Genomic DNA, 26,586 nt, shown 5'->3' with positions numbered 1-26,586 from the left:
TTGGGCTAAGTGCTCTAGTCTTCTTCAACTATACTCACATTGTCACAGACTTTGTTTAGATGACGCAGTGCTTGACCGATACTAGCAAAGTCAGGTCTACGCATACCTAGATCGACTTTCTCTTTCTTCTTACTGCGTGGACTTTTTTTCACGTATCGAACAAAAGGCATATAAAACTTACTTTCAGGGTGTACATCTGGCTCAATAAGCCATTCCCCCTTAAGCCATCCATTAACCGACAGTTCTGTTCTAACTCTCCGTTTGTATATTCCGTCTCGCAAAGTGATGATGTAGCCATCGCATTTAAGCTTGAGACAACCTAATACAAACTCCTTATTACTCAACGTCTTAATCTGCTCTTTATTTAACTTACCCATAATCTTTGCCCTCCTAGACATTACTAAAATCAAGCGAGATTTGATGATAAGCGCCTTTTTCATCACGCTCATAAAAGCGGATATACTCTTTGGTGTCCGTCACTTGAATAGCGTCACTGATGGCATCCATCGCACGATCCCATTTCGCATCGTTGATATCTAGACTACGCAGAGCAAGCACGCGGCCAGTCGAAACCTTACCTTCTTTATCGACCTGAAACGCTTGATTAATCAGCGCTTTGATGTTGGCGTTGCTATCTTGTGTCCAATCTGTGAGACATTCATCAATCAGCTTTTTGGCTACTTGTAGACGCTCATCAAACACAATATTTTCAGAGACGGCGACTTGTACTTTATATTTGCCGTCGTAGCTCATCAAAGTCGTATTACCTTTTTTTCCGCCCAGCTGCACGTCATACTCTTGAGCAGACAGTGCGACAAAATCATTAAAGCTATCAAATAGCTTATTTTTAGCCGTACGCATGACAGCACGGACATCGCAAGCAGTAGCGATCATGTCTTTGACAACTTCGTCACGCAATTTATCGACGGGTTTAACTTTGTCGATGGGGATTAGATGACCTTTCGCGTTTTGGACATAGCCTTCAGGTACGGTACAATCGGTAATGGTTTGGGTTTGATTACTCATAATTAGATTCCTTTTGATTATTTGTCTTGTATTTAGTGAACAGTCGGAGCGTTTGATTGCATGTGCTTAATAGCATCGAGCACATAGCTCTCCACATCTTCTATTTGTCGTCTCTTACCTATAGTGATGTTTGATTGTCTAAGTAGTAGCTGATGTCGAGCGCGCATGACACGCTCTTTGGCATCAGGTACATCAGCAAGCGCAATTGCCATCATGTTTGACGCTAGCGCAAAAATCATGGCCTCGTCTGGCGATATTTGATCTGCACTGCGCCCACCCATGACAGCGCCTAAAGTCTTACTATTTTTATTTTTTGTCATAACCATTAGTCCTTTTTTAATCAGTTTGTTTGAGTAATTGTTAGCATCACTATCAGACCTAACACCAGCCACACCATCACCTTATTCATATCAGAAAGACGGCTGACCTCGTGTTTTAGCTCAGCAATATCAGACGCCGTTTGCGCTTCAAAGTCTGGATAGCGCTCAAGCATATTTTTCTGATATTGCTGTTTTAGGGTGTCATCTGGTGGCACATCATTTGAGCTATCAACACTCAAATCTATTTCGCGTAGCTCTTTTGCGATTGCCTCAGTATTAGCTGACTTCACGGCTGTCCTCCTTTCTCACTATCAGGCTTATACGCGCAGCCTTGACAAGCGCGCCAGTGGCGCAGAGCCGCAGGGTTATGCGTCGGGGCATCAGCAAGAGCGTGCTCCGTGCAGTACTGGCGGCTGACTGTCTCAGCGGCATAAGGACACGCGACCTGCTTGCGGTACGTGACATACGCATCAGCGATAGTCTTTGTATTACCCGTATAGTTGCCCGAGAGTGCCAGTGACAGGCTAGGGCGCGCGTATTTGATACGCCTTGCAATTTCAGCGTACGAGATACCGAGCTTTTCTTTTTCCTCGTGACAGGCATCGATCCAGTTAGCAGCCGTCACTGGATAATGTTTCCAGTCTTGCGGATTTTGAGCGTCAGCAGCGGTATCAATGGTTGTAGTCTTTATAGTAGACATAGCGCACCTCCTAGTACTGCGATAGCGAGTAGGATTACCATGACAAGCAATATAAGGCGGTGTAAGCTACCAACTGCTTTACGCAACTGCTCTATGTCATCAGTAGTCGTTTTCTCAAAAGTCGGCAAACGAGTCAGAGCAGCGCGTTGACGTGCTTGCGTCAGATAGTGAGCAGCGGTTTTGTCTGCCGCGACGGCATCGGCTTTGACGGTATCAAACAGTGATTGATTAGACATGACTCGCTCCCTTTTTAGCGTGTTTAGAGTTATTTTTTTCGGCTTCATGTGAGGGCGGTAATGGCTTGGCGGGGTCGTATACGACCAACCCCAAATTACCGTCATAGACTTTTTTGCCACGTTGTATTTCAGGCGCTTTTGGTCCCGTATTATGTATGAGCTGATAAATAGCCAGTTGCTTGGCTTGTCCCGCTTGGCGTACTTGTAAATACCCCGCGCTATGCAGATGACGCAGGTACTGGCGCACACTGGCGACATTCAGTACCAGCTCAGGTGTTGAACCACTAGCAATGATTTGATTAGCATTAAATGTTCTTAGGATGCGGATGGTACGCCAGATGGCCTCATTGACAGAGGGTGGCTTTGGTGCGCCTTTACTGTCAATACGTGGTGGCTTTTGACCGATATCACGTATTAGCTGATAGCGGTAGGTTGGTAGATTGCGCGTGAGGCTAATTTGCTCACGTGAGACATAGCCTGCGCTGTTTAACGCACCAAGCCATGCCTTAGCTTTACCATAATTGATACTAGGTATCGTGCGTGGCACATCACGGATGGTCACACCATCAGTGGATGCGCGCAGCATGTCCCATAGTTGTTCATAATCGCTGCGCACGATAGGACGCGGATTTGAGACAGAGAGTAGTGGGTTTGAATGGATAGTCATACCGTTTTGACAGTTACTTTTTTTAGAGTGGCTGTTTTGACACGTATGGTTTTGACAGTTACTTTCGAGTGAGTTTTGACAACGACAACACATAAAATATCTCCTAAAATGAACGTGGTTTGGGTGATTGACCAGTGATAAAGCCATTAGGTAGTAGCTGCTCGAGATCATCCATCGTCACAGAGCGCATACCGCATTCCAGAGCGCGCTGTCCTAGCATCTCAATGTTTGTGCAAGTACGGCGTGTTGAGCCACGTACTGCACCGACCAACTGCTTAAGTACTTGATCCTCAATAGTGATTTTTGGCGCATAGACTTTTGCCAGTAGTGCTGCATCATTCGCCGTCGCAGGCTGCGCGGGCACCCAGCTATGTACCCGACCATGAAAACGCTCCCAGCGTTCAAGTTTTTTGGGTAGCATCTCCTCGCCGATGATCAGTATCGTCCCTTGTGATGACTCGTAGATATCCCGTATCATCTCGATTTTGTTCCCTTTTACCAGATGATCTGCTTCATCAACGATTAACGGGCGGCCACTTTTTGCCAGCTCCTCCGCGATTTGACCGAGCATCTCAGCAGCCGTTTTGTAAGCTGGGATGGTCATCTCACGTAGCACCGACTCAAGGAAGCTCTTTTTCGTCGCAATACTAGTCGCCTGCACGTAATAGGCATTGAGTCTGTTAGCGATATAGCTGGCAGCCGAGGACTTACCATCGCCGCTTCGACCATAAAAAACCCCGATTCCTGGCAAGCTTGGATGGCGGCTCTGTATGCGTTCTATTGCCTCAAAGCACACCGCCACGTTCGTGACTTGCGCCACTCCCACCGCCGTAGGCGTATTGACATTGTTCATTACTTCACGCATGATTTAATCTCCTATGATTGAGTATGCGTACTTGATCAGGCGGTAGTCATCGCAGTGACTACCGCCACCTTTTTAGGGCTACCTAAGTAGCTAACCCCACTTAAAAAATACTTTAGTACCGTGCTGCTCCTCATGAGCGGCTTGATACGCCTTCATTTTTATTCCAAATATTTTCGACTCTGGGTACAGCTCATAAAAATCTTGGTCGCCAGCGTCCAGCTCATTGCCAGCTTTGACTTGCTCATACAGACCCAGCCATCGCTCAAACTTCTCATCTTGTGTCATATCCGTATTGCTTTTAGGCTGTGGGATGACGACCGCTTGCGGCGATGCGAAAGTCCTTAGTTCTTTATTGTCATTATTTATGCTATTTAGCTTGTCAAACGTGGCTTGCATAGCAGTCATATCAGTCGCTTGACTCTCCACTGTGACTGCATCTTTAGCCAACCGCTCATTGAGTAAGTTTTGCGCCCGCTTAATATCAGCACTTGGCATCATCTGATCTTGCACATGCTCTAGTACGCGGTGCGGTCTCATATTTTCAAGCGCCGCATCAACATGCACTTTCGCCCGTTTCACTTGACCTTGAGCACGTTTTTCTCTCGCATCGCCCAGCGCAGATTGAGCAAAGTAGCCTTTCTTATTCGCCTCAAACTCAGCGATACAGATCAGTCGATGGGTGAGGTCACGTACCCAGACCTTAGAGCCGTCATGGATGTCATAACCGACCAGCATGGTCTCGCCGTGATATTGTGTTAAGTCCGTACTAAAGTACTTATTACTAAACAAATTGATCTCACCGCGCAGACATTTACGCTGTACATAAGGTCGATACAAGTCGTCGCGCTCAGCATCTGATACCACAACCAACCCAGTGCCAGCTTTGGTCATAGCGTCAACTTGCTCATCCCACATTTTTTGTGGCGTCAGGTGCTCACGGCGTCCTGTGGTTTGGTTGTAGCGGCGGGGCAGACCAGTGTGCGGCTCATTGTTATAAGCCATGACTGCATCACTTGCGATTTGCAAAAACTCATTCCAGCCGATTAAGGCTTTTGACTCACCAAACGTCTTAATATCTTTGCGTGTTTTCTTAAACACCGCTTGCTTAGCTTGGCTGTCCATATCGTCACCTATATAAGTAGGCAGTTTTTTGGCAAGCCGTATCCAAATTGTTTGATGCACACGCTCGATAGTCCCGCGTGCTTGTGAGTTATAGGCGATAGAGTGTTTAACCTCGACACCCATACGTGTCATCAGACCCGTTGACTCATCTTTCATCATCGTATTTTTATAGCCTGATCCGTTGTCCACATAGAATATGGCAGGTATACCGTAATCACTTGCTGCGCTGGATATCGCGTCCAGTACGGCAAGGCCAGATTCTGCCAAATCAATGCTATAGCCCACCACCATACGAGTATGTACATCCAATACAGTGGTGATCTCAGGGCGAAACGGCTTGCCAGTATCAGGGTGTGCCACCTCAGCATCGAACGTATGGCCATCAGCGGTATACACATCGGTGGGCAGCAACACACTGGCGTCACGGCGCACAAACGGCTTGATATTCTTAATCTCACGACTACCCATACGCCCGCGCTCACGCTCGACATTACCGATATGTGTTTCTAAAAAGTATCGTGCCTGATGATAGCTTGGCATCTCGACATCACTATCAGCGTAAGCCGTTTCAATACGGCGCATGACTTCGGCAAGCTCAGGCTTAGCAGGGTCGCTCCACAGTTTTAGCAGTATCCCAGCCCACGGCGGTATTTCAGTCGTGCGGGCTTTTGGCGCTAGTAATGCGACAGCGCTGGCATTGGCATCCGCCTCGCTAGTCTCAAACGCTTTTACCCAATCAAACAAGGTACGACGACTCACATTACCGCGACCCTCTTTAACGCCGCTTTTAGCCCCACTTTTAGAATTGGCACGTTTAATAGTGGCGATAAGCGTCTCGTCTAAACGCTTCTCTTTACTGGCTTTTGCAAACGCCTCTATGGCTTTGGTTTTACCCGTCAGCTCAGCGGCTTTTAGTACATAGCGCACCACAGCGATACGGGCAATAGCACAATCCCGTTGCCAGTCGGCAAGCACTGCCGCGCTAGCAACGACGTTATTATTAGTGGTCGCCAATTCAGTAGATGAGGTTTGAGCCACATCGCTAATATCCGCATCGTGAGCTAGTGTCGCCAACGCTTGTAGTTTCACATCTTCAAATAAAGCCTCAGGTAAAACATACTCACGGCGTACACCGCCACGACCTGAGCTAGGAACTTCTACGTACTGCCAACCATTCCTTGCCACATACATCTCAATAGCACGGCGCGATTTAGGAAGTCCTTCTATAGATAGCTTCGTAATTTCCGAAATTGCGAATTGATTTTTCATGACAATAGCTCCGCAACCGTGGTATATTTAGCGGCATACCGTGGTCTAACGCGCTTTTTGTCCACCGTCCAGCGGGTAGGGAATAGTAGCTGCACAGGTACATCAAGATATTGAGCAATAGCCAGCTCCCCTTGCGTAAATGGCTCAGCTAAGGCTTTACTAGCAGAACTTTTTGGCACACCCATCTGCGTGCATAGCTCGGCCAACGTCACACCGCGCTTACGGATAACAGACTTGATATCTTCGGTGTGCCAGCTACCATCAGGCAGACGCTCAAGCTGACGAAACAGCGGATAATGCTCAAAGCTCAACATAGTAGTAACTCCAATCAGCCCTGCTGGTTTATTTTTAATCGTTTAAGTTTAGACTTCGTAAACTTGATTTGTAAACATCATAATTCGTAATTTACGAGTTGTAAAGGCTTCGCAATAAAAATTGCGCAATAAAACTGAAGTATTTTATTTTATTCATAAATATCAACAACTTATAAATTACGCAATTTAAAGGAGGTTCTGGCATGACTGCGCAATCAACCAAAAATAATATGGCAGTGGATACGCCACTTAAAAAACGACTCTCACAATTAATGACCGATGAAGAAAAAGAACAACCATTCTCATTTGCCACTCGCGCTGGGATAAGTAGCTCGACTTTCCACGGCATATGGACAAAAGGCAGTACTAGCATTCACCGAAGTACAGCCAAAAAAATAGCCGACGCCACAGGAGTAGACGTCGACTGGTTACATAAAGGGATTGGTGAGCCGTACAGTGTCGCAGAGCAGCAGGTAAGTACAGAGAAGGAGAGAGAGCAGATTAAAGAAACAGCAGACGCTGCCAATATTGATATGGCAATAATGATAGAAGCCCTGACCATCGTAGATAGCTATCTGGCAGAGCATAACAAGCGTATGGACAGCGACAAAAAGGCCGAATTAGTCGTCAGTATTTACGATTTACTGTGTAAAAGCCCAGAGGCAGGTAGTACCATTACCGCCATGCTAAAGCTTGCTGTATAGCGCGACATATATTGTCGCTTTGGTTTTAAAATACTATTGTCGATAGTCATGCTAGCGCGTAAGATAGCCCTGCCATCAACGATAAGGAGCAGGAATATATGAAGACTTTAGCATTCCCAAAGCCAAGCCAGCAGGGTGATACAAGGGATCTACAGGCACAAAAAAAGGACATAGCCGCGTTATTAAGCAACCATGTCCATCCCAACCCATCTACCAGTGTTACCTTGACTGATGCGACGGGTAAAACGGTGAGTATAAACTGCAATACTGCCAATGCCGCTGAACTGTTAGACCTCGCCATAGCCTTCTTAAATAGATAATCACTCAAAGCAATAACGCAATATAGTGTAGATACACAATAATCCTAATAGGTAAGTCTATACTATATTGTCGTAGTGCCCATTTAGTGCAGAATAACTTACAATTATCATCGTAACTTAATTCGCACCACCTATTTAGTGCAGAATAACTTATAAACGCTCTCAATTCAGATCATCAGATAAAACCTAACCAGCTGCGACTGAATGCCCCATAACTAATAGCTTCTATCCCACTTCAACCCAACTCATCCCATCTAGTCCCACTACTTATCTAGTGCAATATAAAGTACTAACTCACAAAAAGATCAAATGATGCGCAGTCCCACTATTTAGCTAATGAATTGCCAAACTCAATGCTTTGATCATCTGCCAATATAAGTGTGCCTTCTTTAATCTCGATCGTCATATCCTTCGTGTTTTTAATGGCACGCATGACATTGATGTCTTCAATACTACTCTCGATAATGATCTTGCCAGATTGTTCTGGCTCGATGGCTGGATCAAATTGTATGAGAGGAACATTGAAGTCTTTGCCTTGTTTCAGGTTGGCGTCTTTCATCGTTAGTGTGCCTTTAAAACTTTGTATTGCAACGTCTCCATGGTTGGATAGCATAAACTGCATTTTGACTTGGTTTAAGCTATCGCTATCACTGGTCTTAATCGGTAGGAGAGCGACAGGATACGTCTGTGCCGTCGCATTTGCTGTTTGACCTGTCACAATAGGACTTTTCTTGCCTGTTGGATTATTAGGATGCAGCCGCTCGTACTCACGCTGTTGTATGAGGGCCTGCTTGATAGTGGTACGCGGCATGGCGCCCGATTCATACGCATCGCTAAGCTTCATGCGTAGCATATATCGACTAAGTAGCTGCTGATCGTCGGCAGGTAATTGCTCAAAAGTCTGTCCCAGTTTTTTTTGCCATTGATCAGAGTCAGTCGGTATGGTTTTTTGGTCTGGATCCGTTTGCGGCGACGAGCAACCCGGTGCTATCGCTAGCATGGCGACTGCCATAGTCAGACACAACGTTTTATAAAAATGCTGCTGTAACCCCATCATCGTACCTCTCCTTATACATTTTCATCCTCATATTGAAATTGAGGATGCACCCCAATCATTGCGACTATTTTCTTAATATACCGTGTTTGGGAGCAGGTTTTGTTTAGTTATCGCTAACCACAGTCGCAAACGTACGATAAGGTCAAAGAGTAAATGCGTATCGGTATGAGGCAAAAAAGAGTTCAGAGAGCAAGGTTAATCTACAAATTGCAATCTCACTTTTATCATAGCCACAAAAAAGACCAAGCTTGCGTGAGCAGACTTGGTCTTTTTGATAAAAATAGTGACAACGTTTTAGAGTCTCAGTCAATCTCAGCCAGATCGTTATGATTAATACGACTGATGAAGGATATTATTGATCGCTGTCTTGCAATTCAGATAAAGAGTGAGAGATATTGTTGTTATAGGTCACAACGATTGCCTCATCGATGATGCGCTGGCTCACACCGCGCTTACGTAACGTCTCAATAAATACTTCGTCATGAGCGAGCGTATAATCTTGATGGTCACGATCGAGTCCTTGACGAATATAAAGACGGATAAGCCCTTGAATGCGCTTAAAACCCAATTCTGAGGAGGTTGTTTCTAATAGGGCAATCATTTCTTCAGACAACCGAATACTGATCGGGCGCATGATTTTTTGCGGATGATCAGAGAACTTATTTTTTACACGTGCAGGTATCATAATAAACCATTATTTTTAGTGAGTAGGGGTAAAACACTCAGACAAAAACGAACCCAATCAAAACTAATCTTACCATACAACAAAAATGCCAAAAAGAACACCGCTGCCATGCGAATATTATGATCAGTCAATATGAAAACGGCAACAATAAAAAAACCTTCATCAAATAGTGATGAAGGTTTTTAGTATATGGCTCTCCAACCTGGGCTCGAACCAGGGACACACGGATTAACAGTCCGTTGCTCTACCAACTGAGCTATTGGAGAATAAGCTGTCATAACTGCAAGTGTTTCAAGCTTTATAAAACAGTCATTACTTGGCTTGTTCGCGTTATGTGGGGCACATTTTAGCCAAGTCGTTAAAGGCTGTCAACCTTATTCTGAGATAAATTATAAATATTATCGCAATTATTATAAATAGGCGTTTATCCCTTATCAGATAGGACGTTTCAGCGCCTCTGCTCGTTCAATAGGGGCGTAAATAGGCCGATTTGCTCACAATGATACGTACACTTATAAAAATAAAAGACGTTACGTAGAAGAATGCGCAAAAAGCGCACGCGAGTATTTAGATCGTAAGACACAGCAGGTAATAAAAACAGTTCTATCTTGAAATAAAAGCCATTACGACATGCTTTGACACAATAAAGTTGCAGGACAGCCCTTCACATTGGTAACAGAACTCTATAAAATACCGACCATGTGGTTTCTTTGCTATGTTTTATTAGCAGTTGCTTAAATAAAGGCGGTGCGCAAAAGATGAGTTCTACGACGATTGCCTACGGTTGCCTAACCATTGCCATTATATGTGAGGTGGTAGGGACGACATTTTTGGTGAAATCAGAGCAGTTTACCCGTTTAGGGCCGACGCTGATGATGGGGGCGCTGTATGCACTCTCATTTTATTTATTGGCACAGACACTCAAGGTGATACCGCTAGGCATTGCTTATGCGTTATGGGGCGGGTTGGGCATTGTGCTCACATCGCTTGCAGGTTTGGTGCTATTTAAGCAGACCCTTGATACGGCAGCAGTGGTTGGCATTGCCATGATCGTTGGCGGTGTCGTTGTAATGAATTTATTGTCTAATTCTGTGGTGCATTGATATGAGTGTAGAAATAGAAAATCCTTATAAGCGTAAAAAACAGCCAGAAGTGGTTCGCCGTGCTCTGCTCGATCAAGCAGCACGGATCACGCTTGAGCAAGGGCTATCTAAAGTGACGTTTCAGGCAGTCGCTGATGCGGCAGGCGTGACAAAGGGCGGTGTGATGCATCATTTTGCAACAAAAAATGCCCTTGTGCTTGAAGTGTTCGATGATGCCATGGCGAAATTTGAGGCAGAAGTCGAGGCCGCTATGGCAAAAGATCCTGTGAGTCATGGCGCTTTTACCCGTGCTTATATCGATGCCACCATCAGTCTGGGCGAAAAAGCGCAAGAAGAATACGACAACCAAGCCACCTTATATGTATTGATGCTAGGTGATAGTGAGCTACGTGAGCTGTGGGCCAAATGGGCCAACACGCAGTTAGAAAAACATGCCGCCACTGACGATACTGAAACCCTATGTATGGCTCGTCTGGTCGCTGATGGAATTTGGCTCTCCGACTTTTCAGGTATCAACATATCAGATAAAAAATCGCTACATGATCGATTGATAAAAATGACGCAACCTGACTTTGACAATCGTTCGGGTCAATAAATATCCGGATTGCTAACCATCCAACTTTAGAATTTTAACAATGACGATATGATTTGGTAAAAGGGCGTTTTATTGCCGCTTTTATCAATCCTCTCAAGGAGTATTTATGACAAATATCAACAATTTGACAGACATTATCGATTTAGAACAAGTGCAAACTGCCTATATTAATGGTCGCTACTTAGCGGTCGATGACACGCTCGCCACTTTTGAAGATATCAATCCAGCGACAGGTGAAGTGCTGGCAACCATTCAGCAAACCACCAATGAGCAGATTGATGATGCGGTCAAAGCGGCTCATAAAGGTCAAAAAATCTGGGCGGCGATGACCACCGTTGAGCGTGGTCGTATTCTCTCAAAAGCTGTTGAGATATTACGCGCGCGCAACGATGTGCTCGCATTACTTGAGACCAAAGACACCGGCAAAGCGCTGTCTGAGACTAAGTATGTCGATATCGTCACGGGTGCTGATGTGGTTGAGTACTATGCAGGACTTGCGCCCATGATTGAAGGTCGTCAGATTCCACTGCGTGACACGAGCTTTGTCTATACTCGCCGCGAGCCGCTGGGTGTGGTCGCAGGTATTGGCGCATGGAACTATCCGATTCAGATTGCGATGTGGAAAGCCGCGCCTGCATTGGCTGCTGGTAATGCGATGATCTTTAAACCATCAGAAGTCACGCCGTTGACTGCCTTAAAACTGGCAGAAATCCTGACAGAAGCGGGACTACCAGATGGTGTGTTCAATGTCGTGCAAGGCAACTACGAAGTGGGTCAAGCACTGACCAATCATCCAGATATCGCCAAGGTATCATTCACTGGTGGTGTGCCGACGGGTAAAAAGGTCATGTCGAGCGCGGCAAGCTCATCGCTAAAAGATGTGACCTTAGAGCTTGGCGGTAAGTCACCATTGATCATATTTGATGATGCTGATATTGATACCGCGGCTGATATCGCTATGATGGCGAATTTTTATAGTACCGGTCAGGTATGTACCAACGGCACGAGAGTATTTGTCCCAAAAGCGCTACAAGCCAAGTTTGAGCAAGCCATCTTAACGCGTGTTAATCGTATCAAACTGGGTGATCCAATGGACGAGAACATCAACATGGGTCCATTGGTCAGCTTCCCGCATATGGAGCGCGTACTTGGCTATATCGAGCAAGGGAAAGAGAGTGGCGCGCGTCTGCTAACGGGCGGCGCACGCGTCACAACAGACGCATTGGCTAATGGTGCTTTTGTTGAGCCGACCGTATTTACAGATTGTAGCGATGATATGACCATCGTCCGTGAGGAAATCTTTGGTCCAGTCATGTCAATATTGACTTATGAGAGCGAAGAAGAAGTCATCCGCCGCGCCAATGACACCGATTATGGCTTAGCAGCTGGAGTGGTGACGACTGATTTAAAGCGTGCGCATCGCGTCATTGCTCAGATCGAAGCGGGTATTTGCTGGTTGAACACGTGGGGTGAGTCAGCGGCACAGATGCCAGTGGGTGGCTACAAGCACTCAGGCGTTGGCCGTGAAAATGGTATCGAGGCGCTTGAGCATTATACTCAGACCAAATCTATCCAAGTAGAGTTGGGTGCGTTTGAATCGGTCTTTTAACGAGTGGTATTGAGAAAGTGAGCGCAGTTTGGGCCTGATAACGCTGTGCATTTGACCTTGCTGCTACCAAGTGATTTATATTTTTCCATATTATGGAGCATGTTATGACATCAACCACCCCTGAGTACGATTATATTATTGTTGGTGCAGGGTCAGCAGGTAATGTGCTGGCCACGCGTCTGACCGAAGACGCCAATATAAAAGTATTGCTACTAGAAGCTGGTCGTCCAGACTATCGATTGGATTTTCGTACCCAAATGCCAGCGGCGCTTGCAATGCCGCTGCAAGGAACGACCTATAACTGGGGCTACAAGACAGATCCTGAGCCATATATGAACAACCGTGTCATGGACTGTGGTCGCGGTAAAGGGCTGGGCGGTTCATCGCTTATCAACGGTATGTGCTATATACGTGGCAATGCGCTCGATTTTGACGACTGGGCAAAGATAAAAGGCTTAGAAGACTGGACGTATCTCGACTGCTTGCCGTACTTTAAAAAGTCAGAAAACCGCGATGTTGGCGAAAACGACTATCATGGCGTCGGTGGTCCTGTCGAGATGACCACCTCAAAACCAGGGGTGAATCCGCTGTTTCAAGCCATGATTGAAGCTGGGGTACAAGCAGGCTATCCGCGTACCGAAGATTTGAACGGCTATCAGCAAGAAGGTTTTGGTCCGATGGATCGTTTTGTGACGCCTAATGGTCGCCGCGCATCTACGGCTCGAGGCTATCTAGATCGTGCCAAGCCGCGTGACAATATCACGATTTTGACAGGGGCACTCACCGATGTGATCTTATTTGATGGCAAGCGTGCCGTCGGGGTCAAGGTCGAGCACGAGGGTCAAACCAAAAAATTCTATGCCGCTCGTGAAGTGATCGTCTCATCAGGTGCTATCGCTTCGCCGCAATTATTGCAGCGCTCAGGTATTGGCCCTGGTCAGTGGCTAAAAGACGCTGGCGTGACAGAAATACTAGATTTACCGGGTGTGGGCAATAACTTGCAGGATCATTTAGAGCTGTATATGCAGTACGAATGTAAGCTGCCAGTCTCGATTGCGCCTGCCAATAAGTGGTGGAATAAACCTGCTATTGGAGCTGAGTGGTTGTTCAATGGCACAGGCCTTGGCGCCTCCAACCAGTTTGAAGGTGGCGGTTTTATCCGTACGGATGAGACATTCACTCACCCAAATATCCAGTATCATTTCTTACCGCTTGCCGTGCGTTACGATGGCCGTAGTGCCAGTGATTCGCACAGTTTTCAAGCCCACGTCGGTTCATTGCGTTCGCCAAGTCGTGGTCGCGTCAAGCTGACCTCAAAAGACCCCAGTGCGCATCCAAGTATTTTATTTAACTATATGTCACATGAGCAAGATTGGCAGGAGTTCCGCGCGGCGATGCGTATCACTCGTGAGATTATGCATCAACCTGCGCTGGACCCTTATCGCGGTGCTGCCATCTCACCCACCGAAGACTTGGTGACCGATCAGCAGCTAGATGACTATGTGCGCGAGCATGGCGAGACGGCTTACCATCCCTCATGTACCTGTGCGATGGGCGAAGATAATGATTCGGTCGTCAATGGTCAAGGGCTGGTACATGGTATTGATGGCTTGCGAGTCGTCGATGCATCTATCATGCCAAATATCATTAGTGGTAATCTCAACGCCACCACCATCATGCTGGCCGAAAAAATCGTTGATAAAATGAAAGGCGTACAATTGCCGCGCTCTACGGCAGATTATTATGTGGCCAATGGAGCGCCGCTACGCGCTGAGCCAATGCGCGATTATCTCTCAACGGTGTAAATGACAAGTCAGCATAAAATATGCTGCTAAATAAAGAACGATATCAGATAACTCCAAAATAATGGCCTTTCAACGTAAAGGCCTTTTTTATCAGCGTCAATATATGAGCGCAATGTATGTCATATATGGGTGCTATTTATCATTTTATTCGCTTTTATTCATTGGTACTGCTTTGTGCGTCATGCGGTTAAGTATACGTTATGTGGTCAAAAGTCATAATACTATGCCGGACAAAGCAATATCGGACACTGTTTAATTTACTTATTTGAGGTCTTTTATGTACAGTTCGCCATCAAAAGAGGTGACGAAACCGTTGAGCCTAAACAAAACTGTGTTTTTAGGTTCGGCTATTATTTCTATTTTATTGATCATCTGGACCATTGCTTTTCCAGATTATAGTGAGACCTTACTTGGTGCAAGTATGGCGTGGGTATCAGACAAGTTTGGCTGGTACTATATGTTGGTGGTTGCTGCTTATAGTATTTTTGCTTTGTTCGTTGGTTTTTCTAAATATGGCGATATTAAGCTGGGTCAAGACCACGAAAAAGCGCAGTTTCCGTTTTTAGCGTGGGCGGCCATGCTGTTTTCAGCGGGTATTGGTATTGATCTGCTATTTTTTGGGGCATCAGAGCCATTGATGCATTATTTAACGCCGCATACTGGCCTAGAGCCTGCGAGCGCCGAGGCCATGCGTCAAGCGCTTGCTCAGACTTTTTTGCATTGGGGTCTGCATGGCTGGGGTATTTATGCGCTGATTGGTATGGCACTGGCTTACTTTGCTTACCGCAAAAACATGCCACTTGCGCTACGCTCACCGCTCACGCCAATATTTGGTGAACGCTTGATCAAAGGCTGGCTAGGTGATGGGATTGATACTTTCGGTGTTGTCTGTACGTTGATGGGTATTGCGACGAGCCTAGGTATTGGGGTGCTACAAGCCAATGCTGGCTTGACCCATGTCTTTGGTATTGAATCTAGCAAGATGGTTCAGGCGCTGATCATTGTCGGTGTGGTCGTCGCTGCCGCTGTCTCTGCGATGACAGGTGTTGAAAAAGGCGTACGTCGTCTGTCTGAATTCAATATGTTGTCGTCAATATTGCTATTGCTTGCCATCCTCGTGATGGGTAATACCGTCTATTTATTAAACACCTTTACGCAAAATATTGGTCAATATTTCCAAACCATTATCTATAAAACCTTTGATGTTTATGCCTATGACGGTACTGCCGGTGCCGACTGGAAATCAGGTTGGACGATATTTTTCTGGGCATGGTGGGTGGCTTGGGCACCGTTTGTTGGTCTGTTTATCGCGCGTATCAGCCGTGGCCGTACGCTACGTGAATTTGTCTTTGGCGTGATGTTCATTCCATTGGGCTTTATTTTTGCATGGTTCTCTATCTTTGGTAACACTGCGATAGATCTGGTTGCCAATGGCGCAACGGCGCTTGGTGAAACTGCCGTCAATGATGCCGCCATGGGCATGTTTGCGCTATTTGAATATTTCCCCTATAGCGAAGTGCTTTCATTTGCAGGTGTGATCATTGGTCTGGTGTTCTTTGTCACCTCTGCGGACTCAGGCGCGTTGGTACTTGCCAATCTGAGCTCAAAAGGCATGACTAATGACACGGATGCACCGGTTTGGTTGCGTTTGTTTTGGGCGGTGGCAACAGGTCTTATCACACTAGGATTATTGTTTGCGGGCGGTTTTGCCTCATTACAATCGGTCTCTGTGATTGCAGGTTTGCCGTTCTCTTTGATTCTGGTGCTCTACATGATGTCCATGTGGAAGTCACTGAAAGAAGAGGGCAATAAGCGCAAAGCCAGCACGATTGGTACTGCCAATGTGCTCGACAGCGGTAAGAGCTGGAGAGCACGTTTGCAGCGTATTGTGAGCTTCCCAGGTCACGCGCAAGTCGAAAAGTTCTTAAAAACGGTGGTGATGCCAGCGATGACTGAGGTCGAAAAAGAGTTCAAAGCAGGTGGTCTCAAAACCTCTTTAGATGCGCATAATCTTGCCAGTATCGGTGAAGATATCGATGCAGGCATGGGCCAAGACAGTGCTCAGGTCGACGGTCTAAAACTGCGCGTCGGTCATGGTGATGAAGATGACTTTGTTTATGAAGTTAACTTGATCAAAGCTGAACGTCCAAACTTTACCTTAAACACCTCAACCAAGCATGCTGAGTTTTACTACCGTGCTGAGGTGTTTTTAAGCGATGGCTCGCAGGAGTACGACTTGGTGGGCTACACCAAAGAGCAAGTGCTGGTCGATATTCTGCATCAGTATGAGCGCCATTTGCAGTATCTACATTTAGAGCGTTAATGGTCTAGATTATCGTGCTATATCGCGCTATCAATCTATATGTACGATAGCCGATAAGTGACCGTCTTTATAAGAAAGTGTTATAAGCAATGACCCCATAAGTTGACTACCGCTTATGGGGTTTTTTGTGGCAAATAAGGTAAATGGGAAGTAGAACAAGCCTGAGATAACATATAGCCAATATAAGGTAAAATCCATCAAACAAGCGGACAGCTTTTAACACATAGACAAAGGATATCGTTGTGAGCAGATTAAAATACATAGCGCATTACTCAGAGCAGATTCAAACGCAAGCGGCGCAAATGATAAGCGACGGTCGGATGGGTGAGTATTTGGATAAAAAATATCCCACCCAGCACCAAGTGCAAAGTGATAAGGCGCTTTATCACTATGTCAATGAGATAAAAAACCAATACATGCGCAAGATTGGCCCGCTATCAAGCGTCAGCTATAGCAGTAAGTTAAAGGTACTAAAGCATGCGCTAGGTATCCATACTACCCAGTCTCGCGTGCAAGGCAGCAAGCTTAAATCCCATAACAGTATCACGGTTGCCAGTCTATTCAAAGACGCACCGCCAGAGTTTTTACGGATGATTGTGGTACATGAGCTGGCGCATTTTAAAGAACATGATCATAACAAGGCGTTTTATCAACTGTGTTGTCATATGGAACCTGAGTATCATCAGCTCGAATTAGATATGCGTTTATGGTTGCACTGGCAAGAGCAATGATTGGACAGCAATATAAAGTCAAAACATCTCTTTGCCACCGTCTGAAAACGCTCAACGTTATCGCTAACCGTGCTAAGCTTGCCTCTACTAAAAATTTAACTGCCAAATCATAAATTGAGACACAATTTTTTTGTTATCTCACGAAAAATAGAGAAAAAAATGATCAATACTAGGGCGTGTTGAATATTCGACCATGGCACTGACAGCGACTATTTTTTAGGCGATTCGATGTTAAAAATAATAAGTTTAGTCACTCTAAGCGCCAACATCTACAAAATGCCAAAGTTGCAGCCAACAAAATCGAAGACAAAGAATTTAAGGTTGAGATAGATGAGCTGCTTGCGAAACTGGTGACTGAATGATCGACCTTGTCCAATAGGATAATGGATGAATGACTTACTCAATAAAAATACTCACAAAAACACGTGGATAGTGCCTGTTGCTTGCCTATTAGCAGGGGGTGCGCTTACTGGTATCTCGACCAACTTGGCAAAATATGCTGTCAATATCGGTCTAACACCACTCGCGTTTTTGTTTTGGTCGATCACTGGCGCGGCCATTATTTTACTAATCGTTGCTCTTATCAAACAAGAGATACCGCCTATTAGTGCCCGTAGTATCGAGTATTATTTTGTTGCCGCCTTTGTTAGCGTGGCGGCTGCCAATTTACTGCTCTTTTCGGCCATTCCTCATGTTGGGGCAGGGTTTGTTGCCCTCATTATTTCCTTACCCCCACTGCTAACGTATCTTGGCGCACTGCTGCTACGTATGGAGCGTTTTTATCTCATTCGTGCGCTTGGCGTAGTGGCGGCGCTTCTTGGCGCAGGGGTGTTGGCTATTCATAAGCTTTCTGCACCAGAATCTAGTGTCTTCTGGATTTTAATCGCGCTGTGCGGGCCAGTGCTACTCGCCATTGGTAATATCTATCGGACATTACGCTGGCCTGACAATGCTTCATCTAGTGCGATTGCACCCGGCATGCTAGTTGCGGCGGCGCTGTTGTTAGGTTTGTTTAGTGCGTTCTCTGATTTTTCTGTCGCGATATCTTTGGATGCTTGGCTGCTGCTAGGATTGATAGTCGTACAAGCGTGGGTGTTTGCTGGTCAGTTTTTCTTATTATTTCTTTTGCAAAAAACAGGTGGGCCTGTATTGCTCAGTTTGCTAGGGGCGGTTGGGGCTGTCGTTGGTGTACCGATTGCGATATTTTTGCAGGGAGAGCGTCCACCTGAGGGGTTGTTTTTGGGGGCATCTTTGATAGCTATCGGCGTGGTGCTGGTGACATGGGGCGGCGTAAAAATGGCGATAATAATAACAAAAGAAGAATGAGAGACAGCTTAGCAAGTGGGGGCTTAGCAAGTGGGAAAAAGGAGTCAGTACGTCAGTCAGTATTGTATGATCTTGCAAGTATTTGATATCTCATCTGAATGACTCTTAGGATCTATATTGATTCAATAATTGGTTACGATTCTCTCAAATCAGTTTTTGTGAATAGGGCAAAAAAGGAGTATAAGTATCGTGGTTATTGTTGTCATGGGTTCAAGCTATGAATGCAGCCGCACGTTATCGATTATTGAATAATGTTACGATTCTGATTAGTGTCATCGCGGTAGCTATTGTCTTATTGGATAGTGGCTTTACGTTGCCCATTTGGCTGCAACAAGTGTTTCATATTTTTTACTTGGTCGTTATTTTGCTCAGCTTTGTGGTGACGGTTGGCCGTTATCTCTACACAAACAAACCGCGAACGCTCAATAAAGTTGCTATTTTTGATGCTTTTACCAGTATCGCGATTGTCATTTTACTTACCGCGCATTTCACTGATTTGGTGCGTTCTGGCTTGGACGCCGCCGTTGATGGTTTTGTCGCGATAAAAATCGCCGTGTTTGTCACCTTTATCCGTGAACTCTCTGATCATAATTTCAATCTCAATCGCACCTTTTTGCATCCTGCACAGTTTTTTATTTTAAGTTTCTTAGCCGTTGTGCTGGTTGGTGCTTTGCTCCTAATGATGCCCAATGCGACAACGCAGCCGCTGTCCTTTATTGATGCGCTCTTTACCGCGACTAGTGCCGTTTGTGTGACTGGGCTTATTGTCGTGGATACGGCAACCTATTTTACGACGTTTGGCCAAGTCATTATTATGGGACTGATACAAATCGGCGGCCTAGGTATTTTGACGTTCGTGACCTATTTTAGTTACTTCTTTAAGGGCGGCGTCAGCTACGAGACGCAAGCGAGTATTAGCGAGATGTCTTATATGCGCGGCATGGGTGATGTGGTGTCGACACTTAAGTCTATTTTATATGTGACATTCGCCGTTGAGGCGGTGGCGGCGGCACTCATTTATATCAGCATTTATGATATGCCTGATATGAACTGGTCTGAGCAATTGTTTTTTTCGGTCTTTCATGCGATATCCGCTTTTTGTAATGCTGGGTTTTCTACCTTTAGTGCTGGCATGTATGACGATTCGCTACGTTTTAATTATCCATTGCAGCTTATCATTGCGATGACCTTTATCTTTGGCGGTATGGGCTTCACCATTGTGGTCAATGTGCTGCGGTATTTGCGTCATCGCGCTGAGCGACTGATATATCGCAATGACCGGCACCATATTTATCAGCCTTGGTTGCTGAATATCAACAGCCGTATTACCTTGATTACGACTGGGGCGTTATTGTTGACTGGTCTGGTTGGGGTGATGGTATTTGAATACAACAATGTACTCGCTGACCATACCGGTTTCTTTGACAAGCTTATCACAGGGTTTTTTACGGCTGCCACGCCGCGAACCGCAGGGTTCAATGTCATTGATATGGGTGAGCTGACTTTTCCAACGGTCATGCTAACGATATTTTTGATGTGGATTGGGGCGTCGCCCAACTCAACGGGTGGTGGTATCAAGACCAGTACCTTTGCGATTGCGCTATTAAATACACTGAGTCTAGCCCGTGGGCAAACAAAGATAGAAGTCTTCAAGCGTCAGATTGCGGAGATTTCAGTCCGCCGCGCGTTCTCTATTATGTGGTTGTCATTATTGGTCATCGGTACGGGTGTGACGCTGATTAGTTATGATCAGCCAGAGCTTGATTTGATCAAAGTGGTATTTGAATGTTTCTCAGCTTATAGCACGGTGGGGCTAAGTTTAAACCTGACAGCAGACTTATCGGATTTTAGTAAAGTGGTGGTGTCGGTCATCATGTTTGTTGGACGGGTCAGTATGCTGACGATATTTATTGCGCTACTCAAAAACATGCGCCAACGCAATTATCGCTATCCGACTGAGGAAATCACGATTAACTAACTTGTGATAAATAGACGGTTTTATGTGCAAAAACAGGGAAACTTAGAGTAAAAGATACTAAAAAAGGTCATTAAGGTTATGAAATATATCATCGTAGGGTTGGGGAATTTTGGTGCGTCACTGGGAGCAGCATTGACCCGCCAAGGTCACGAAGTGATTGCCATTGACAGCAGCATGCAACGAGTAGAAGCCTATAAGGAGGTCATCTCTCATACGCTCTGTATGGATGCCACGGATGAGTATACCGTGAGCGGATTGCCGATTGTCGATACCGACACCGTCATTGTCGCTATTGGAGAGGATCAAGGCGCCAACGTGATGGCAACGGCGCTGTTCAAGACGTTAAAAGCAAAACGTTTGATCAGCCGTAGCATCAATCCGCTGCATAAAAAAGTTTTGCAGGCCATTGGTGTCGATGACATTATTTATCCTGAAAAAGAAGCAGCCAATCGCTGGGCCAAACGACTGTCACTAAGCCATTTTGTTGATTCGTTTGAGTTAAGCGATAACTTTAGTATGGTTGAGATTAAAATTCCAAATGTGTTGATCGGCAAGACGGTTGAGGAGTTGCGGTTGGAGCAAAAATTCAATATCCGATTGCTTAGTACCTTGCGCTATGAGTATTATGAAGACAGCTTTGGTCGTACCCAGACCAAACCTAGCGTGCAAGGTCTGGCCACGCCTGATCAAATATTGCAAGACCGTGATGTATTGGTCATTTATGGCGCAAACAAACACATCAACCAGTTCTTACGTAGTGTGGGTGTGAAAATCAAATAACGGCTTGCAATCGCAGTGACATGAAAAGGGACAGGGGAAGTTTATGAATAAGCGTAGTATATCCGTTCTATTGGTCGCTGTTATCGTGTTGCTGTCAGGCTGTGATCCGTCTGCGCAAGATCCAAACGTCACCTTGTCCGAGCACCAACAAGATCCGATTGAAGCGTTAGAGGTGACCTCCGATGTAGATCGCAGTCAGTTCAGCTATAAAGAAACCTTTTATGTACCGATTTACTCTGACATCTATACCGATAAAGACAATCGCAAAGTACTACTGTCAGCAACGCTGAGTGTGCGCAATACCACGCTGAAAAAATCACTGTATATTAATAAAATTGATTATTATGATACGGATGGGGCATTGGTAAAGTCGTACCTAAGCAAACCCATCGAGCTATCAGCGATGGCCACGCTCAACTACATCGTCGAAAAAGAAGAAGATAAAGGCGGGTCGGGTGCTAACTTCATTATCGAGGTCGAAGGTGTCGATGAAACTGTCAGACCAGTTATCGAAGCGGTCATGATTGGGAATTTTAGTAATAAAGGATTTGCCTTTAGTACAGAAGGTACGCCAGTAATACATTAAAGGAATGTATTCAGTGAAGTAATAAATAACAAGGAAAGTTTAATTTAATTCAAGGAAGCGTTATGTCTGCAACCAAAGAAGAAATCAGCGCCTTTATGGCGTTAGAGTTTCCACAAACCAAATGTATCGTCGAAGCAGTCAGTGAAAATGGTGCGACTTTATCACACGAGATTGGCATCGATGAGCTACGCCCTGGTGGCACAGTGTCAGGACCTGTCATGATGGCCGTCGCTGACGTCGCCATCTATGTTGCGATACTCGGGAAAATCGGTATCGTGCCATTGACAGTGACGACGAGTCTGACTATCAATTTTTTGCGTAAACCATCAGCAGATGCACGTATTATCGCTGAATGCACCTTACTCAAAGTAGGGCGAGCCTTGATAGTGGGCGAGGTATCTCTGTATTCAGAAGGCTCAGACGATGTCGTGGCTCATGTCGTCGGCACCTATTCTGTACCGCCCAAGCGTATCTAAAACGCTATGTAAGCGCTTGGGTACGTTATAAGATAGCGAGCGTCTTCTACTCGCTCGGGTCTGACCCTGGTGGAAAGTCATGGCGTAGCTGCGCCACATTAGCAGTCGTGACCGTGTCAGTGAAATTGTTCAAATCACTATGCACGTATTGGGTGACAGCGCCTATTTGCGCATCATTCATCATGCTATGGAACGATGGCATCCCGCGCAGGCCATTGATTATTACGCTAATAATATAGTACTTCAATTGCATTTTACTGTTGTTGGCCAGCGGCGGATAGTAGCCAGCGCCGTATGCACCGTCACCTTTTTGCATATAGCAACCTGCACAAGAGTCGTCATAGAGTTTTTTGAGTCCTGCGCGGTTTTCAGTAGAGGGCACGTTGATGACATTCCACGCCAGCATTAAGCTACGGATATTCAACGGGAAAGGCAAATGAGTAGTTTTTTTCAGGGGGTTTGTCTACGATAGGGACGGTCTGAAAATAAGCAAATAATGCACTGACATCGTCATCTGTCAGGCCATGATAGGACGGGTAAGGCATCGCAGGATAGATCTGATGATTTGGCGCACGACCTTTGCGCAAGGCTTTTTTAAAATCGGCCTCAGTATAGTTGCCAATACCATAGCGCGTCGATGGTGTGATATTGGTCGAGTAGATATTGCCAATCGGCGTATCAATCGGCATGCCGCCACTATAGTCTTCACGGTGGCAGGCCATACAGTCGGCGGTACGCGCCGCGGTTGGCAAGCGCACTATTGACTGGGCTGACATTTGGTAGGGTTATTCTGTTAGGCAAAGTGTCCATTGGCAAACTGACCGTCTCTGCCATCGCAGCGGTAGAGAGTACGCTAAGTCCAAATATCAATGTCAATGTCAATGCTGGCATAACGGCACAAAGTGGTTTCATAACGTCCTTATAGTGCTGATAAATCATCCTTAATCCCTCATCCTAATATGCCTGCAGTTCGCCAGTCGTGTCTAGCAAAATAACGCAACGTGATAACTATCATTCTAAGTGCTTGAGGTTTCAGTACCAAGCAAGCTAGTGGCTGTGTCGGCATATTTTTTACTGGCGCTTTTGGCTTTTGCCTTTATCGAATCTTTAAAGAATAGCGTCGCAAGCGCACACGCTATCGTCAGTGATAGCAGCATCGAGACCAAAGTATGACTAAAAAAATGATCGCCAAATAGCATCTTATACAGCCCCATGCTCCAGCCTAAGAGCGTAACTATTTTTAGTATTTGATAACGGTGCTTTTTGAGTGTTGGCAAAAAAGCCAATCCATATAAGGAGAATCCTGCGCTGGCGTGAGCCGCTGGGAAGCATCTGGCAGGCGTTGCGGCAACCATGTTTTGCCACAGATTTAGATAAGGCAACTCACCGCCAAAAATTGCCAAGTCATTCGGGCAGCTCACATGGGTGACGCCTTTTAATGTGGTAATGGTAGCCGGTACAATCGCTAATACCAGCAGTAGATAGCCGATCTCCCGAATTGGTAAAGGAAACAGAAATTTATCGAATTTACAGCGATGCTGTGAGGCAAGATCCGGCAAAGGCTGTCTATATTTTATAATTAACACTGCTATGAGGTAGACCGCCAGTAGGATCAGTAGGGCTTTGGGCAAATCATAAAAGATAAACGCATAAGGCTGCGCACCTTTTTCTAGTAGCCAGTGTCCATGGCTATAAAAAAGCTCACTGATGCGTATGTCTAACTGACTATGTTCAAACACCAACGTAGCGAGGATGGTCAAACACAGTAATTTTAGCCAGTCCCAAGCCATTGAGTGGTTTTCTAAAGTCATGGATACCTCTGGCAATGTATAGTAAGTAAGAACGTATAATAAATAGGATAGCTTCTAGCTTGATTATTGATCAGTGCCTGTGATAGATGTCTTTATAAAAAGACAGACAACGCCATGAGCCATAAAATTGTTAATAGACATAACGACACGAACTGCGCCGCCGAGCCAACATCTTTTGCGATTTTTGCGAGTGGATGCTTGGCGGTTGATGTGTGGTCGACGCAAGCTTCGATACCCGTGTTAATCAGCTCAACAATTAAAGATAAAAAAGACGCGAGCACTAGCATCATTTTTATACCAAGCGTAAAAGGCATCATAATGACAGCGGCAAGCAGGACAACATTGAGCCACACGACTTGTCGAAAAGCCGCCTCAAATTTGTATGCTGCCTTAAATCCGTCCATTGAATAGCCAGCAGCTTTTATAATTCGGTAAAAGCCCGTTTTGCCTTTTGCGCTTTCTGCAAAGCTATCAGGCGTGAGCGCACTGTGATGTGCTGCCTGCTTGATAGAGCAATGCTCGGCTGACTCGTCTTCAAGATTAATAGGAGTAATTTTATTCATATAGAATTCTTAATGATCTATTAATATCAAGATGCGCTTTCGGTTTTGCGTGACCAAAAAAACAGTCAAGCAAAGTCGATATATCCTAAGTATAAGACGAGCGAGATTAAGAAAACGTTAAGAGCGTAAGCAGGAATGAGAATAAAGAATGATTCGGACAAATGGCACAAATGGCATTGCCCGCCAGTTCAGTGGGCAATGGTTAAATAGAAATTGTGGTGATAGTAAGCAAAGTACGGTTATTTATAATAAATAATAAAAGTGCTGCCGCCAGACGGATTGGCTTGATGAGTCAGCTGCCAGCCCATATGAGACATGATGCGTTGTACGATACTCAGTCCCAAACCTGAGCCTTCAACCTTGTGATTGATATCATTTTCTGGTGACAAGGCTATGCCTGTACCCTCGTCTTGATAGTCATGAGTTAGGCGCTCAAAGCGCTCATACAGCAGCGGCATCATCGCCTCAGGAATACCAAGACCAGTATCAGTTACCATGATTTTTTCGTCATCGATAGTGATGGTGACTTCGCCATCATCGGTATACTGAAACGCATTTTTTATCAAATTGCCCAGTGCCATTTTTAATAGCTCAGGACGCACATAGGCGCTATATTCTTGCTCAGCGACTATTTCACACGTGACCGTTTTATAGCGCAGCAAATAGGTCAATCGCTGCACCTCGGCTAAGGCAATGCTATTGATAGAAGTTTGCGGTGCATCTAGCTTTTCAGGGGCGCGCGAAAGTAAGAGCAGGGCGGTGATAATCTCAGAGGTCTCACGGGCGGTAGTGCCAATCCGATTGGTAAACTCGTTTAGATGACTGTCTGCTGGTAATTGCGAAGCTAGCACTTCGAAGGCACCCATGATGATGGTTAAGGGCGTGCGCAGCTCATGGCTGACATCACCAGTAAACAGTTGCTCGCGCTTTAGATACTGCTCAAGTTTATGGTTTTTTTCATCGATAGCTCGCGCCAATACGCCCACCTCAGAGGGCAAGTGCGTGAGTTCCGTTAGGTTGCTATGATCCGTTTCGACGGCTTTTTTTAAATCGAGTAAAGGCTTGATGATTTGTTTAGAGGATAAATGAGAGAATATGGCGGCAATAAGCAAACTCAAAATGACCGCCACTCTTAGTGTGTCTGCAAAGATATCTTCTAAGTTTTCGAAGATTTCTAGTACAGGGTAGTGGCTCATCACCATCTCAACCCCTTCCAAGTACGTCAAAATGTAAGTCTGATTGCCTTGTTGATAGGCGAAAAAATGAAGGTTACCGTGGGTTTTGCCAGACTCACCGTCTATAGTGACAGACTTCTCTTGCACCGTTGCCGTTGCTGTTGTTTGCAGGTTGGTAGGGGCACTATCGTAGCGATAGATCTTGATGCCTGGGTCGGCAGTATAAATAGAGCGATCGCCGTACTTTTCTTGGCTGATATCAAGCTGCTGCAACAGCCGACCCTTAACCAACTCCTGTTCTATTCTGCTCTCCGCGTATAGAAAAATACTGACAAAAGCCCCGCATAATAACAGCGCGAATATAAAGTAGGATAATCGAAACTTATTGGCTATCGAGTCTATATTGAACATAATATGGAGATGCTTAATCAAAGGAGGTA

Annotated in this window: 30 protein-coding genes, 1 tRNA gene and 1 pseudogene; 13 read left to right on the top strand and 19 right to left on the bottom strand. The window is 45.5% G+C overall.

Annotation, left to right across the window (positions count from 1 at the left end; all coding sequences use genetic code 11):
* Positions 1-14: 14 nt before the first annotated feature.
* The 10 genes from HL061_RS04845 to HL061_RS04800 all read right to left on the bottom strand — a co-directional run bounded on the left by HL061_RS04845 (position 15) and on the right by HL061_RS04800 (position 6,519).
* Positions 15-377: a hypothetical protein gene (locus tag HL061_RS04845; RefSeq protein ID WP_071002064.1), complete on the bottom strand. Its 363-nt coding sequence runs from the start codon at positions 375-377 to the stop codon at positions 15-17.
* 13 nt (positions 378-390) lie between these two features.
* On the bottom strand, positions 391-1,026 hold the full coding sequence (locus tag HL061_RS04840) for a DUF3164 family protein (protein ID WP_240366077.1): 636 nt from the start codon (positions 1,024-1,026) through the stop codon (positions 391-393).
* A gap of 32 nt (positions 1,027-1,058) precedes the next feature.
* Positions 1,059-1,346 (bottom strand): hypothetical protein, encoded by a 288-nt coding sequence (locus tag HL061_RS04835; RefSeq protein WP_071002062.1) that lies wholly within the window; start codon positions 1,344-1,346, stop codon positions 1,059-1,061.
* 20 nt (positions 1,347-1,366) lie between these two features.
* Positions 1,367-1,636, bottom strand: coding sequence for a hypothetical protein (locus tag HL061_RS04830; RefSeq protein ID WP_071002061.1), 270 nt, complete (start codon positions 1,634-1,636; stop codon positions 1,367-1,369).
* On the bottom strand, positions 1,633-2,046 hold the full coding sequence (locus tag HL061_RS04825) for a hypothetical protein (RefSeq protein ID WP_083328858.1): 414 nt from the start codon (positions 2,044-2,046) through the stop codon (positions 1,633-1,635). The genes HL061_RS04830 and HL061_RS04825 overlap by 4 nt, the downstream gene beginning before the upstream one ends.
* Positions 2,034-2,282: a hypothetical protein gene (locus HL061_RS04820; RefSeq protein ID WP_071002060.1), complete on the bottom strand. Its 249-nt coding sequence runs from the start codon at positions 2,280-2,282 to the stop codon at positions 2,034-2,036. Before HL061_RS04820 ends, HL061_RS04825 begins: the two co-directional genes overlap by 13 nt.
* A complete protein-coding gene (locus HL061_RS04815; RefSeq protein ID WP_156770972.1) occupies positions 2,275-2,949 on the bottom strand; it encodes a hypothetical protein in 675 nt (224 codons plus the stop codon). Before HL061_RS04815 ends, HL061_RS04820 begins: the two co-directional genes overlap by 8 nt.
* 103 nt (positions 2,950-3,052) lie before the next feature.
* A complete protein-coding gene (locus HL061_RS04810; RefSeq protein WP_071002058.1) occupies positions 3,053-3,814 on the bottom strand; it encodes an ATP-binding protein in 762 nt (253 codons plus the stop codon).
* Between the two features lie 90 nt (positions 3,815-3,904).
* Positions 3,905-6,205, bottom strand: coding sequence for a transposase family protein (locus tag HL061_RS04805; protein WP_252962573.1), 2,301 nt, complete (start codon positions 6,203-6,205; stop codon positions 3,905-3,907).
* Positions 6,202-6,519: a helix-turn-helix domain-containing protein gene (locus tag HL061_RS04800; RefSeq protein WP_252962572.1), complete on the bottom strand. Its 318-nt coding sequence runs from the start codon at positions 6,517-6,519 to the stop codon at positions 6,202-6,204. Before HL061_RS04800 ends, HL061_RS04805 begins: the two co-directional genes overlap by 4 nt.
* A gap of 203 nt (positions 6,520-6,722) precedes the next feature.
* Between HL061_RS04800 and HL061_RS04795 the strand changes: the two genes are divergently transcribed.
* Positions 6,723-7,223 (top strand): helix-turn-helix transcriptional regulator, encoded by a 501-nt coding sequence (locus tag HL061_RS04795; protein WP_252962571.1) that lies wholly within the window; start codon positions 6,723-6,725, stop codon positions 7,221-7,223.
* A 98-nt stretch (positions 7,224-7,321) separates the two neighbouring features.
* Positions 7,322-7,543 carry a hypothetical protein gene (locus HL061_RS04790; protein ID WP_071002055.1) on the top strand — a complete coding sequence of 74 codons (222 nt, stop codon included), beginning with the start codon at positions 7,322-7,324 and terminating at the stop codon, positions 7,541-7,543.
* A 325-nt stretch (positions 7,544-7,868) separates the two neighbouring features.
* Here the strand turns inward: HL061_RS04790 and HL061_RS04785 are convergent, their stop codons facing one another.
* The 3 genes from HL061_RS04785 to HL061_RS04775 form a co-directional block, all read right to left on the bottom strand.
* On the bottom strand, positions 7,869-8,600 hold the full coding sequence (locus HL061_RS04785; RefSeq protein ID WP_227517185.1) for a hypothetical protein: 732 nt from the start codon (positions 8,598-8,600) through the stop codon (positions 7,869-7,871).
* A 352-nt stretch (positions 8,601-8,952) separates the two neighbouring features.
* The gene (locus HL061_RS04780; protein ID WP_212564286.1) at positions 8,953-9,285 is read right to left on the bottom strand and encodes a CopG family transcriptional regulator; all 333 of its coding nucleotides are present in this window, start codon (positions 9,283-9,285) and stop codon (positions 8,953-8,955) included.
* A 190-nt stretch (positions 9,286-9,475) separates the two neighbouring features.
* Positions 9,476-9,551, bottom strand: a tRNA-Asn gene (locus HL061_RS04775).
* Positions 9,552-10,043: 492 nt separating this feature from the next.
* On the opposite strand from HL061_RS04775, the gene HL061_RS04770 reads away from it, so the two are divergent.
* From HL061_RS04770 to HL061_RS04720, 11 genes are all read left to right on the top strand, one after another.
* On the top strand, positions 10,044-10,388 hold the full coding sequence (locus tag HL061_RS04770; protein WP_071002053.1) for a multidrug efflux SMR transporter: 345 nt from the start codon (positions 10,044-10,046) through the stop codon (positions 10,386-10,388).
* A 1-nt stretch (position 10,389) separates the two neighbouring features.
* Positions 10,390-10,983, top strand: coding sequence for a TetR/AcrR family transcriptional regulator (locus tag HL061_RS04765; RefSeq protein WP_058023770.1), 594 nt, complete (start codon positions 10,390-10,392; stop codon positions 10,981-10,983).
* Positions 10,984-11,089: 106 nt separating this feature from the next.
* Positions 11,090-12,592, top strand: a complete 1,503-nt coding sequence (gene betB / locus HL061_RS04760) for a betaine-aldehyde dehydrogenase (RefSeq protein WP_212564287.1) — start codon at positions 11,090-11,092, stop codon at positions 12,590-12,592.
* Positions 12,593-12,696: 104 nt separating this feature from the next.
* Positions 12,697-14,397 carry a choline dehydrogenase gene (gene betA / locus HL061_RS04755; RefSeq protein ID WP_212564288.1) on the top strand — a complete coding sequence of 567 codons (1,701 nt, stop codon included), beginning with the start codon at positions 12,697-12,699 and terminating at the stop codon, positions 14,395-14,397.
* Positions 14,398-14,674: 277 nt separating this feature from the next.
* The gene (gene betT / locus HL061_RS04750) at positions 14,675-16,720 is read left to right on the top strand and encodes a choline BCCT transporter BetT (RefSeq protein ID WP_071002050.1); all 2,046 of its coding nucleotides are present in this window, start codon (positions 14,675-14,677) and stop codon (positions 16,718-16,720) included.
* Between the two features lie 242 nt (positions 16,721-16,962).
* Positions 16,963-17,451, top strand: a complete 489-nt coding sequence (locus HL061_RS04745; RefSeq protein WP_058023766.1) for a M48 family metallopeptidase — start codon at positions 16,963-16,965, stop codon at positions 17,449-17,451.
* Positions 17,452-17,838: 387 nt separating this feature from the next.
* Positions 17,839-18,777: a DMT family transporter gene (locus tag HL061_RS04740; protein WP_071002049.1), complete on the top strand. Its 939-nt coding sequence runs from the start codon at positions 17,839-17,841 to the stop codon at positions 18,775-18,777.
* Between the two features lie 217 nt (positions 18,778-18,994).
* Positions 18,995-20,755, top strand: a complete 1,761-nt coding sequence (locus HL061_RS04735; protein WP_071002048.1) for a potassium transporter TrkG — start codon at positions 18,995-18,997, stop codon at positions 20,753-20,755.
* A 78-nt stretch (positions 20,756-20,833) separates the two neighbouring features.
* Entirely contained in the window at positions 20,834-21,535 is a 702-nt protein-coding gene (locus HL061_RS04730) for a TrkA family potassium uptake protein (protein WP_252962570.1), read from the top strand.
* A 43-nt stretch (positions 21,536-21,578) separates the two neighbouring features.
* A complete protein-coding gene (locus HL061_RS04725) occupies positions 21,579-22,121 on the top strand; it encodes a DUF3124 domain-containing protein (RefSeq protein WP_252962569.1) in 543 nt (180 codons plus the stop codon).
* Between the two features lie 62 nt (positions 22,122-22,183).
* Positions 22,184-22,597: a PaaI family thioesterase gene (locus tag HL061_RS04720; RefSeq protein ID WP_058023760.1), complete on the top strand. Its 414-nt coding sequence runs from the start codon at positions 22,184-22,186 to the stop codon at positions 22,595-22,597.
* A 46-nt stretch (positions 22,598-22,643) separates the two neighbouring features.
* Here the strand turns inward: HL061_RS04720 and HL061_RS04715 are convergent.
* The 6 genes and pseudogenes from HL061_RS04715 to HL061_RS04690 form a co-directional block, all read right to left on the bottom strand.
* A pseudogene (locus tag HL061_RS04715) lies at positions 22,644-22,949 on the bottom strand (cytochrome c); the annotation flags it as partial.
* 58 nt (positions 22,950-23,007) lie between these two features.
* Positions 23,008-23,373, bottom strand: coding sequence for a cytochrome c (locus HL061_RS04710; RefSeq protein WP_252962568.1), 366 nt, complete (start codon positions 23,371-23,373; stop codon positions 23,008-23,010).
* Positions 23,303-23,509, bottom strand: a complete 207-nt coding sequence (locus tag HL061_RS04705; protein ID WP_240366094.1) for a hypothetical protein — start codon at positions 23,507-23,509, stop codon at positions 23,303-23,305. The genes HL061_RS04710 and HL061_RS04705 overlap by 71 nt, the downstream gene beginning before the upstream one ends.
* 104 nt (positions 23,510-23,613) lie before the next feature.
* Positions 23,614-24,408, bottom strand: coding sequence for a PAP2 family lipid A phosphatase (locus tag HL061_RS04700; protein ID WP_252962567.1), 795 nt, complete (start codon positions 24,406-24,408; stop codon positions 23,614-23,616).
* 92 nt (positions 24,409-24,500) lie between these two features.
* On the bottom strand, positions 24,501-24,971 hold the full coding sequence (locus tag HL061_RS04695; protein WP_083328856.1) for a diacylglycerol kinase: 471 nt from the start codon (positions 24,969-24,971) through the stop codon (positions 24,501-24,503).
* A 239-nt stretch (positions 24,972-25,210) separates the two neighbouring features.
* Positions 25,211-26,557, bottom strand: a complete 1,347-nt coding sequence (locus HL061_RS04690) for a HAMP domain-containing sensor histidine kinase (RefSeq protein WP_212564289.1) — start codon at positions 26,555-26,557, stop codon at positions 25,211-25,213.
* Between the last annotated feature and the right edge of the window lie 29 nt (positions 26,558-26,586).

This window comes from Psychrobacter sp. PSP (assembly GCF_024085615.1).
GTDB lineage: Bacteria > Pseudomonadota > Gammaproteobacteria > Pseudomonadales > Moraxellaceae > Psychrobacter > Psychrobacter pacificensis.
The sequence above is the reverse complement of the archived record's forward strand: the minus strand, read 5'-3'. Positions and strand labels throughout refer to the sequence as shown.